This is a genomic window from Accumulibacter sp. (assembly GCF_031732815.1).
GTDB lineage: Bacteria > Pseudomonadota > Gammaproteobacteria > Burkholderiales > Rhodocyclaceae > Accumulibacter.
In genome coordinates, this window is sequence record NZ_JAVMKF010000307.1 from 1 (window position 1) to 10856 (window position 10856).

11 protein-coding genes and 1 pseudogene are annotated in these 10856 nt (G+C 61.6%); 8 read left to right on the forward strand and 4 right to left on the reverse strand.

Annotation, left to right across the window (positions count from 1 at the left end; genetic code table 11):
• The 3 genes from RKP46_RS18410 to cas6 all read right to left on the reverse strand — a co-directional run.
• A partial coding sequence (locus tag RKP46_RS18410; RefSeq protein WP_311107985.1) for a type III-B CRISPR-associated protein Cas10/Cmr2 occupies nucleotides 1-112 on the reverse strand: 112 nt, incomplete at its 3' end.
• A complete protein-coding gene (gene cmr1 / locus RKP46_RS18415) occupies nucleotides 112-1389 on the reverse strand; it encodes a type III-B CRISPR module RAMP protein Cmr1 (RefSeq protein WP_311100229.1) in 1278 nt (425 codons plus the stop codon). The genes RKP46_RS18410 and cmr1, both read right to left, overlap by 1 nt.
• A gap of 29 nt (nucleotides 1390-1418) precedes the next feature.
• Nucleotides 1419-2318: a CRISPR system precrRNA processing endoribonuclease RAMP protein Cas6 gene (gene cas6, locus RKP46_RS18420; protein WP_311107976.1), complete on the reverse strand. Its 900-nt coding sequence runs from the start codon at nucleotides 2316-2318 to the stop codon at nucleotides 1419-1421.
• 201 nt (nucleotides 2319-2519) lie between these two features.
• Between cas6 and istA the strand changes: the two genes are divergently transcribed.
• The 8 genes from istA (at nucleotide 2520) to groL (ending at nucleotide 10306) form a co-directional block, all read left to right on the forward strand.
• A complete protein-coding gene (gene istA / locus RKP46_RS18425) occupies nucleotides 2520-3341 on the forward strand; it encodes an IS21 family transposase (protein WP_311107977.1) in 822 nt (273 codons plus the stop codon).
• Between the two features lie 54 nt (nucleotides 3342-3395).
• Entirely contained in the window at nucleotides 3396-3887 is a 492-nt protein-coding gene (locus tag RKP46_RS18430; RefSeq protein WP_311107978.1) for a hypothetical protein, read from the forward strand.
• A 651-nt stretch (nucleotides 3888-4538) separates the two neighbouring features.
• Nucleotides 4539-5372 (forward strand): DUF2167 domain-containing protein, encoded by an 834-nt coding sequence (locus RKP46_RS18435; protein ID WP_311107979.1) that lies wholly within the window; start codon nucleotides 4539-4541, stop codon nucleotides 5370-5372.
• Nucleotides 5372-6103 (forward strand): hypothetical protein, encoded by a 732-nt coding sequence (locus RKP46_RS18440; RefSeq protein ID WP_311107980.1) that lies wholly within the window; start codon nucleotides 5372-5374, stop codon nucleotides 6101-6103. The genes RKP46_RS18435 and RKP46_RS18440 overlap by 1 nt, the downstream gene beginning before the upstream one ends.
• A complete protein-coding gene (locus RKP46_RS18445) occupies nucleotides 6091-6453 on the forward strand; it encodes a J domain-containing protein (protein WP_311107981.1) in 363 nt (120 codons plus the stop codon). Before RKP46_RS18440 ends, RKP46_RS18445 begins: the two co-directional genes overlap by 13 nt.
• Nucleotides 6450-7154, forward strand: coding sequence for a site-2 protease family protein (locus RKP46_RS18450; protein WP_311107982.1), 705 nt, complete (start codon nucleotides 6450-6452; stop codon nucleotides 7152-7154). The genes RKP46_RS18445 and RKP46_RS18450 overlap by 4 nt, the downstream gene beginning before the upstream one ends.
• Before the next feature lie 1128 nt (nucleotides 7155-8282).
• Nucleotides 8283-8573 (forward strand): co-chaperone GroES, encoded by a 291-nt coding sequence (gene groES / locus RKP46_RS18460; protein ID WP_300331282.1) that lies wholly within the window; start codon nucleotides 8283-8285, stop codon nucleotides 8571-8573.
• An 80-nt stretch (nucleotides 8574-8653) separates the two neighbouring features.
• Complete coding sequence (gene groL / locus RKP46_RS18465) at nucleotides 8654-10306, forward strand: chaperonin GroEL (protein ID WP_311107983.1); 1653 nt, start codon at nucleotides 8654-8656, stop codon at nucleotides 10304-10306.
• Between the two features lie 218 nt (nucleotides 10307-10524).
• Here the strand turns inward: groL and RKP46_RS18470 are convergent.
• A pseudogene (locus RKP46_RS18470) lies at nucleotides 10525-10856 on the reverse strand (peptidylprolyl isomerase); the annotation flags it as partial.

Sequence of the window (10856 nt, forward strand, 5' to 3'; positions counted from 1 at the left end):
GGACGAGTTCGGAGAGCAGATGGCTGCCCGCCCACAGGTCGCGACTGCGCCGCGCGGCGGCGATGAAGCCCTGCACCGGGCCGATGGCGATTTCGAGGAGCCAGGTGCTCATTATTTGTCTCCACGCTGAAAGTAGCGGAGGAAGGTCGACAGGATGTCGGCCTTGGCGTCGGCAAACTCGCGCAGTTCCGCTGGCGTGACCGCCCGCCGCTGGTCGGCGTCGGCCGGCCACCAGGCGCCGACGGCGAGTTCGACCGTCCGCTGGCTGCCTTTCAGCTTCAGCCCCTGCGCGCGCAGTCGACGGTGCGTCGGCAGGAGCAGCACGATCGGCTGATAGCAGGTTTTCAGCCCGCGCACCTGGCGGCGGGCGGCGAAGATCAGCGGGCTGGCGAAGCGGTCGCGTCGCTGTTCCGCGTCGTCGGCGACTTCGAGCGCGCATGGCGCGGGATCGCCTTGCTTTTCGTCCGGCTTGAACTGGAAAACGATCGGCAGGCCGAACAAGGCGCGTGGGAAAAGAAGCGGTGGCGGATGGGCGCGATCGAGCACGTTCCGGTTCTTGTCGCGCGCGCGGCGCATGAGATGGCGCACGGCATTCGCTTCCGGCCAGAAGCTGCCGCCGGGGCGACTGCCGCTGCCGAGGCCGCGCGCGAGTCCGGCGTCCTGGCGGAAATCGATCAGTTTCTGCACGCCGGCCTGGACGGCGCTTTGGTAGTCGTCGAAGAAGCAGTCGCGCATCCCGCCGACCGTGCCGCCGGCAGCTTCCCAGTCGTCTTTCGTGGCCTGCAGCACGTCTCCCTGCGCGTCGCTCACTTCGACCGCCCCCAGACCACGCCGGGTACGCGCGCCGAGGCCGCCGAAGCTGGCCCACATGCGCAGCGCCTGCAGGATGCTTTCGCCGCCGGCGTCGATACGCAGGGCGAGGACGAATTCGACCGGCCCCCGCCGGCTGAGCCATTCGACCTCTGTTCCCGCTTCGCTGAGGATCATCCGGCCCAGCGCCGTGCCGTCTTTCGGCGACAGGCGCAGGTCTTGCGGCATCTTCTCGACGCGCACGACGACCTTGCTCGCCGCCAGCGTCTTCTCATCGCCGAGGCCGCCCCAGATCTCCCGCTCGGCGGCGAAGAGCAGAGCGCTGTCGGGTTTTCCTTCACGGCAGTACTCGGTGCGCCGACGATTGAGCAGCCGCCACCAGGCGCGCAGTTGGCCGCGGATGGCCGTGGCGCGGATCGGCATCAGGCGATCGACCACCCCCGGCTCGACGCCGCCGCCGTACATCGGGGTGAGCAAGCGGCAGGTGTAACGCTGCCAGACGGCTGCGCTGTCGTCCATGGCGCGCTGCACGTCTTGCATCAGCGCGGCGGTGTCGAGTTGCGGTGCTGCTTTGGCCATCGATTCCCTCCCCTGCGGCCGTGTTCTGGTCAAGTGCCGGCAGCGCCGGCCGGCCCGCCGGCGGCGTCGCTTCCGACAATCCGGTAAGCGCCGAAGCCGAAAGCGCTCTTGCCGCCGATCTGCACGTGCTGCCCGGCGAGCAGCCAGGGCAGCGTCGAGTCGAGTTCGCCGGCAAAACGCAACCGGCCGAGCAGTCCGCCGAAATGCATCTGGCTATGGGTGCGCGCCGAGCGGCGGGCGATTTCGCTCCAGCGCAGCGCGGCGTCGGTCAGTCGCACGTCCTGCGCGGCGGCCAGGAGTTGCGCCCGCTCGTCGGCGGTAAACGGCGCCCGGCCGCCGGTGACGTGCGCCAGTTGTTCGAGGCGACCGATCAGGCGGTGCAGGAGCTGCGCGTAACTGGGCGCCTGGCGGACGAGTTCGCCGCCTTCCTTGATGCGCAAGGGGGTGAGCAGCGTGAGCTCGATCGCCGCTGGGGCGGGGCGCGCCGGCAGCCAGTCGCGGAAGTCGGTCGTCGGCGGCGGTCGGGTGAAGCCGTCGGCGGCAGTGAAGTATTCGATGTCGCCGAGCGGCGTTCGCACGGCGGCGTGCGTCAGCCGGTAATGCCCGGCCGGGTCGATTCCGCTTTCGCCGAGTTGGGCGATGGCCTGCGTGCAGGCACAGACATGTTCGCCGGCGCGGCCGAAGAGCGAGAGTTCGAGGGTCAGCCGGCTGCCGCTCGGGTAGGTCTCGCCGGGCTCCGGGCGCAGGCTGTGCAGGCGGGTTTCCGCCTGGCCGCCGTAGAGCAGGCGAAAGGCTTCCGGAAAGCGGCGGGCGAGCGCCTGACCGAAGCCGCCATGCCAGACGCTGCCGGAGAAAGCGGGGAAGCGCAGGCCGTCGGAAACGAGCTGCAGGCGGAGGGAAACGAGCGTGATCGAGGGCTCGGAGCGCATGTGAAGGGTCTGATATAAAGCTGCACGGTGGCGCGGGGAAAGTCGCATTATGTCCGCGAATGGCAGCAAACGCGAGTTCGCAAAACGGGATTTCGCTGCCGCGCGCGCGGTGCGCCGCCGCGCAGCGGTCTGGTCCGAAGCGCGGCAAAGTGCACCCTTGACGGCGGGCAACACGCACCGGCGCTCAATCGCCTGGGGCGAGTGGCAAGTTTTTGCGGCCCGCTCGCGAGCCCGCCCGGCGGCGAGGACATCCTCGCCCCGAACCCCCCCGAACCCGATTGGGCGGATGTTCGCCGCGAGCTGGGGCGCAAGGGCGTCACGCTCGACCTGCTGTGGCAGGAAAACAAGGCCGAGCATCCTTCGGGCTACCCCTACAGCAGCTTCTGCGCCCACTATCGGCGGTGGGTCGTCCGGCTCGCGGTCAGCCTGCGCCAGAGACACGCGCCGGGCGAGAAACTGTTCATCGACTACACCGGCCCGACGGTGCCGATCAGCGACCCGATAACCGGCGAAGTTCGCCAAGCGGCGATCTTGCTCGCCATGCTGGGCGCTTCGAACGACACCTACTGCGATGCGACCTGGAGCCAGAGCCTGCCGGACTGGATTGGCAGCGATGTGCGCACCTTCGAGCACCTCCGGCGTTGTCCGGCTCTCCTGGTGCCGGACAACCTCAAGAGCGGGGTCACCGCCGCCCGCTTCCGTGATTCCGAACTCAACCCGACGTACCCCGACCTGGCCACCCATTACGGCACGGCCGTGTTGCCTGCCCGGCCGTATCGACCGCGGGACAAAGCCAAGGCCGAGGCGGCCGTCCGCCTGCTCGAACGCTGGGTCCTGGCCCGGCTGCGCCATCAACAGTTTTTCCGCCTGGATGAACTGAACCGCCGCCTGGTCGACCTGATGGCGGCGCTCAATAGCCGTCCGTTCAGAAAGTTGCCCGGCTCTCGTCAGTCGGCCTTCGCGGAAATGGACCGGCCCGCTTTGCGGCCGTTACCGCTCACGCGTTACGAGTTTGCCGAATGAAAGTGGTCCACGTCGGCATCGAATCCCGTCGAGGTCGTTGGCCACTACTACGCGGTGCTCTACCGCTTTGCCCGGGAGAAGGTCGACAATCGGCTGACGGCGACGACCCTCGAACTGTTTCACCGCGGCGTGCGGATCGCCAGCCATGTCCGGAGCGATGCTCGCGGTCGGCACACTACCGTCGATGCGCACATGACGCCGGGGCACCGGGCGGTCCTCGGCTGGGATGCGCCACGCCTGATCGAGTGGGCGACGCGAATCGGGCCGCATAACGCTGCCCTCGTGCAGCGCGTTCTGCGGCAGCGCAGACATCCGCAACACGGTTACCGGGCGTGCCTGGGCATCCTGCGCTTCGCCAAGGCCTACGGGGACGATCGTCTGGAAGCGGCCTGCGAGCGGGCCATCACGATCAGCGCGACTTCCTGCAGCAGCCTGAAATCGATCCTGAAAAACGGTCTGGACAAGAAGTGCGTCGTCACTGCCCCGGCCCGGACCTGTTTGCCCGTCGAACACGCCCATCTGCGTGGCCCCGACTACTACCACTGAAAGAGACTTGTCATGCTGAACCCTCCGACCTTCGAGAAACTCCACCCACTTCGTCTCTCTTGCTTGGCGTGTGACTTGATGCGTATGGCCAAGCTGCAACCACCGTAGGGAAAAACGGCAGAAAAACCTTGCGATACGACTGAAAATCTACCCAATCCGGCACTTGCTTCCCGTATCGTGAGGCTTGGCGGGTCTTCCGCCGTCAAGTCCGGCAGGCTGCCAGATTCCGGCGCGCAAGACCGCGAGTCCAAGCTGCACGCGAGGGCATCTCTCATCTCAGGCAAACCGCGACGCCGGCGACTGCCTTAGGCCAGCCTTCCTGGCTACCGCAGCGGCTCGGCCCCCCGTCCACTTGTGTCGTCTCCTCTACTGGAACTTGCGATGCGGCGCGGTCAGCATGTCTCCCTTTAAGCTTTTAACCCCTTAACGGCGGGCTTGCATTTCAGCTAAGTACTAGCTACGCTAATGCCTATTCCCGCGACCGGTCATTCCGTCGGACGCCAGCCAGCGATCGCGTGCCTGGAGCATGTCGGTCGGTCCCTTTGACTTTCTACCCCTTCCAAGAATGCAGCGCGGCTACGAGTGGCTGGAGCTATCGCCATCGCGCCGTCCAATTTCTTGTTGCCATAACCCAATTCTATGGAGGTGCGCATGCGCTACTTGATCTATCTCTTGCTGATGTGGCCGATTCTTGGTTGGAGTCAAGCTCCGGTGAGTCCCGAAGAAGACTTTAAGAAGCTTGCGTGGCAAATAGGTCCAACTGAAGGGCGTATTTCAAATAAAGCAACGATTGCGGTACCCTCAGGCTACGTTTTTCTCGATGAAAAGAATACGCGCCGCTTCCTTGAGTTAGCCGGAAACCCACCGAAAGACGGCTATTATCTCCTTGCCCCGGATTCACTCAAGTGGTTTTCCGTCTTCTCCTTCAACCCAACCGGCTATATCAAGGATGACGAAAAGATTGATCCCGACGAGCTCTTGAAAACGCTAAAAAAGTCGGATGGCGCGGGCAACGAAGAGCGAAAGCGCCTGGGCATGCCTTTGCTATATACCGATGGCTGGCAAGTTGCACCGCACTATGACGCGCAGACAAAGCGACTGGAATGGGGAATGCGCCTGAGACAACAAGACGGGAAGATGCTTGTGAATTACACGAGTCGACTACTTGGCCGCTCCGGCGTAATGAGCGCAGTCCTGGTATCAGATGTCGCATCTTTACCCGAAGACACCGAGCAGTTCAGGGCGGCACTTGAGGATTTTCGCTATGTCCCGGGCGAGCGTTACTCAGAGTTCAAGCAAGGCGATAAGGTTGCTGAGTATGGCCTCGCCGCGCTGATTCTTGGCGGCACCGCTGCGGTAGCGACAAAGAAGGGCTTTTGGGCGGTTATCGCAGGCTTTCTCGCCGCATTCTGGAAGGTACTTGCTGGATTAGCCGTTGCTGCAGTAGTCGGAATAGGGTCACTGTTCAGACGCAAGAGGGAGTAATGAGCTTCAGTCCTGAGTTTCTCCTGATGATCGCCATCACAGGCATGTACCTCTATGACTCGGCCCAACTCCTGTGCTGCAACGAAGCCTTACTCCTTCCTGGTCGAAGGAGCAAGTGGATAGTGGTTTTCGGCTCTGAGAACACCACCATATTGGGTAAAGAAATCTACATTCCAAACCCGCTTCAGATCCATCGCCCACTATTTCGGCTATCGTGGGAGTTTGAGATCAGCCGTGAAGTTTTTGAACCCTGGGAGCCACCTCGTCAAATGTTCTACCCCCTGGCGCCATTCGTTTGGAGCATGGCAATTGCGTTATTCCTGCTCTTCCCCCTGGGCTTTTTTACGCGCCTTGGTGAGTCAATTCTGCTACCGGCCCTGCTGCTGCTTTACGGCAGCATCTTGGTAGCGATGACGTGGGTCTGGTTCCATCGAACTGATTTTTACCTTTCCAGAAGGGGCTTTGCCGCGCTAGCCTTCGAGTCACTGATTTGTCCGCCGTTCGCTCTGAATCTCATCCGGCACCTGGCGGCGGCTGTACCGGTGCGCGAAGATCTTGTCAGCGCTGCACGTCGCCTCCAAAGCTCAGCTAACTGGCTGAGAACTCGTACTGAATTAATCGAGCGATTAAGAAATGAGATTCAATGCGAGGATACTGATTCCGAGCGCTACGGCCTCTTGCACCGGCGATGGCAATTATTGATCGACGAGGAGGTTTCATGTCAACCCTAGAAATTGTCGTTGTTCTTTCCGGTCTTTTCTTGGGTTACTGGATTGTTTCGAGGTTCTTGCTCGGAGGAACCTCAGCCAGAGCCTCCGCCGCTGCCTCGGCGCAGAATCGCGCTCGGGAGACGGCAAGAAATGAGAAAACGACTTCTGCCTCCTGGGACAAAATTCTAGGTGTTTCTCCGGATGCCTCAATTGACGAGATTCGGCGCGCTTACAAATTGCTGATAAGCCAATACCACCCAGACAAGGTTGCATCACTCGGCGATGAACTAAAGGATTTAGCGGAACATAAGTCAAAGGAGATTACTCAGGCTTACCGCGAGGCGCTGCGCATGCGTGGAGAAGAGGTTTGAAAGCTGTCGTCGCGCTCCTCCTTGCCGGGAAACTCGGAAAATTCCTGGCAACGGGCGGCACGATGCTGCTCTCGATATTCACGTATGCGTTTGTTTACGGATGGCGGTACGCTGTGGGATTTGTGGGTTTGTTGTTTATCCATGAGATGGGGCATTTCCTCGCAGCGCGACAACGAGGTCTTGATGTCGGTGCACCTACGTTTATCCCATTCATTGGCGCGTGGATTCAATTGAAAGAGCAGCCGCTTGACGCCGAGACGGAAGCGTTCGTGGGAATCGCCGGCCCCATTCTCGGCAGCGCCGCTGCATTTGTCTGTTACCTGGTAGCGTGCAACAACGGAAGCAGTCTATTACTAGCCTTGTCCTACGCGGGATTTGTGCTTAATCTCTTTAACCTCATTCCGATCACACCTCTGGACGGTGGCCGTATCGTCTCCGTTGTTTCGCCTAGAATTTGGCTTTTCGGAATTCCCATGTTGCTTGGAGTATTCATCTGGAACCAGAGCCCATTATTGCTCTTGATTTCGGTCATTGCCATACCGCAAGCATGGCAGGTTCTCAAGAACCGTGATCTAACAGAGTCAGCATACTATCAAGCGGACCACAAGGTTCGCTTCCAGTATGCTTTCCAGTACTTGATGCTTGCCACCCTGCTTTCCATCATGGCTTTCGAGGTTCATGAAGCGTTGCGGTTGAAGTAATTGAAGAGCATAATCGACTGGTGGCGAATGCCGAAAACGATACGAACACGCATGACCGTCGTTCGCGGAGACACTTCGCGAGGGCAGCGCAGAGCGCCGCTGATCGCGCTTGAGCTGTAGCAGCGGGCGTAGTTGGTGAGGCAGTGCAAGGGCCGGGCGGATGAGGGGATCGGGGATCGCCGCTAGCCGAGCGTTGCGGGGATTCGTGGGGATCGACACACAGGCGACCCCCAAGGGGCGAATGATCCGCAAGGACCATGATCGCTGACACGACGATCCTCGCCGGACTGCGGTCGGCGACGAGCCAAGCGAAGACCCGCGATCGGGAGCTGCGGCAGACGAAAGCGGGCAAGGCTGGCACTTGTACTCCCACGAACGCTGACCCAGCGCCTGACAAAATTGCACGCGGCGGGGTGTGTCCTCAATGCAGAGAGCCAGACGATAGCGCAAGCGAGTTGAACGAACGACAGGAAGGACTCGGCAAGCTTGTCGTAGCGCATGGGTATGCGTCTGAATGGCCTGATGCGATTATTGTTAATGGCGGGGAGAAACCGCGGCAATCTGGCGCGGAAAAGCGCAGGTCAACATGGCTGTAAGCGCGGAACTGCCGCGCTTACAGCCATGCTCCAGCGTACCCGTCCCTCCGCCGCGTCAAGGGGTTGCTGCGCCGGGCTGGCGCCCGCCCTTGACCCGGCTCCGGACCGGCAATTTTCGTGCCCGAATTTTCGGCTGCGTCAGATCTCGGCGGTTTTTGGCCGCGATTGACACCCTGTCGCACAATCAGAATATGACCATGTTGCGGCAAGTGTGGGCAGCCCCTTGCTGGGTCATTGCTGGGCAATACCGGCAATACCATAGGAGCGCCATAACCCCATAGAGCGTACGCCTGTTGGCTCAATTGAGTACGCGCCCCAGCACCGCGCACGTCGAGCCCGGGTGTCCTCGAACCGAACGAGGGAATTTAACGCAAGTTTTGAGCTGACTGGGTCTTGAAATAATGTGCCACCGGCCCTATTATTAGCACTCGTTAGCCGCGAGTGCTAATAACCCGGCATCGACAGCCTCTGCAGACCCTGCGGAGACCTTGCGCAAATTCGTTATGTGTCTGAAAAACCTAGGAGAGACTTTATGAAGATTCGTCCGTTGCATGATCGCGTGATCGTCAAACGTCTGGAAGAAGAGCGCCGGACCGCTTCCGGTATCGTCATCCCGGATACCGCCGCCGAGAAACCCGACCAGGGTGAAGTTCGCGCCGTTGGCAATGGCAAGATCCTCGAAGACGGTAGCGTCCGCGCCCTCGCCGTCAAGGTCGGCGACCGCGTCCTGTTCGGCAAGTATGCCGGCCAGACCGTCAAGGTCGAAGGCGACGAACTGCTGGTCATGCGTGAAGAAGACATCATGGGTGTGATCGAGCCCTGAGGCGCTCGACGCCTCCCGCTCGAACACCCGGCATTTCCACGTTTTCCATCCAAACCAACAATCAATCAGGAGTTATCTCTATGGCAGCAAAAGACGTCAAGTTTGGCGACAGCGCCCGTGCCCGCATGGTCGAGGGTGTCAACATCCTCTCCGATGCGGTCAAGATCACCCTCGGTCCGAAAGGCCGCAACGTGGTTCTCGAACGCTCCTACGGCGCACCGACGGTGACCAAGGACGGCGTTTCGGTCGCCAAGGAAATCGAACTGAAGGACAAGTTCGCCAACATGGGCGCGCAGATGCTCAAGGAAGTCGCTTCGAAGACCTCCGACATCGCGGGTGACGGAACGACGACGGCCACCGTCCTTGCCCAGTCGATCGTTCGTGAAGGCATGAAGTACGTCGCCGCCGGTATGAATCCGATGGATCTCAAGCGCGGCATCGACAAGGCCGTCGTGGCCACCGTCGAAGAGCTGAAGAAGCTCTCCAAGCCCTGCTCGACGAGCAAGGAAATCGCCCAGGTCGGCGCCATTTCGGCCAATGCCGACGAGGCGATCGGCGATATCATCGCGAAAGCGATGGACAAGGTCGGCAAGGAAGGCGTGATCACCGTCGAGGACGGCAAGTCGCTGAACAACGAACTCGACGTGGTCGAAGGGATGCAGTTCGACCGCGGCTATCTGAGCCCCTACTTCATCAACAACAACGACAAGCAGAACGCTATTCTCGAGAATCCCTTCGTGCTCATCTTCGACAAGAAGATCTCGAACATCCGCGACCTGCTGCCCGTGCTCGAGCAGGTGGCGAAGAACAGCCGTCCGCTGCTGATCGTGGCCGAAGACGTCGACGGCGAAGCGCTGGCGACGCTGGTGGTGAACAACATCCGCGGCATCCTGAAGACCTGCGCGGTCAAGGCGCCCGGCTTTGGTGACCGGCGCAAGGCGATGCTGGAAGACATCGCCATCCTGACCGGCGGCCAGGTGATCGCTGAAGAAGTCGGTCTGACACTCGAAAAAGCGACGCTGAACGACCTCGGTCAGGCCAAGCGCATCGAAGTCGGCAAGGAGAATACGACGATCATCGACGGAGCCGGTTCGAGCGCTGCGATCGAAGCGCGCGTCAAGCAAATCCGCGCCCAGATCGATACGGCGACGAGCGACTACGACAAGGAAAAGCTGCAGGAACGTGTCGCCAAGCTGGCCGGCGGCGTTGCGCTGATCAAGGTCGGTGCCGCGACGGAAGTGGAAATGAAGGAGAAGAAGGCGCGCGTCGAAGATGCGCTGCACGCTACCCGCGCGGCCGTCGAAGAAGGGATCGTCGCCGGTGGCGGTGTTGCGCTGTTGCGCGCGCGCGCCGGAATGGCCGGTCTGAAGGGCGACAACCACGACCAGGACGCCGGTATCAAGATCGTCCTGCGCGCGATGGAGCAGCCGCTGCGTGAAATCGTCGCCAACGCCGGCGACGAGCCTTCAGTGGTCGTCAACGCGGTGACCAACGGTACCGGCAACTACGGCTACAACGCGGCCACCGGCGAGTACGGCGATCTGGTCGAAATGGGTGTTCTCGATCCGACCAAGGTGACGCGTACGGCGCTGCAGAACGCCGCTTCGATCGCTGGCCTGATGCTCACCACCGACTGCATGGTCGCCGAGCTGGCCGAGGAAAAGCCGCCGATGGGTCCTGGCGGAATGGGCGGTATGGGTGGCATGGGCGGCATGGGCGGCATGGACATGTAATCAACCGCCGGCGAGGCCGCAGCTCACCGCTTGCGGCCCTCAGCCCAGCCAAAGAAAACCCCGCCGTCGCGGGGTTTTTCTTTGACCTTGCGGCGCTGCTCCTGGCGTGCTCTTGCGTCGATTTTGCTGCACATCTTCCTGCTCGGGGAGATTGGCGCGGCAAAAACCGCCCGCTTCCACCAGCACAGACCGTTCGCGCCACCCGAACCAAGCGGCGATCAGCGATCCTTGCTTTCCAGCACCGCCTTGTTGATGTCGATCTTGTAGCGCGTGCGCAAGCCGGCCAGGTAAGCATGGAACTCCTCTTGACCCAGCAGAGCAGCGTGTTCACGACGCATGGCTTGCCGCCGCTGGTCGTCGGTGGTCTCAGAGTGACTGACCTTGATGAGCTTGTAGAGCGTGTAACCGCCGCCGCTGCTGGGGCTGCCGACGTATGCCGGCAGCTTGTTGGCGTCGCTGCGGAAGATCGCTTTCAGTGCCTCGGGCGGTACCTGACGCGCGTCGTTCCGCCCAACGCTGCGCACGGTCGACCACGGCAGCTTGTCGTCAC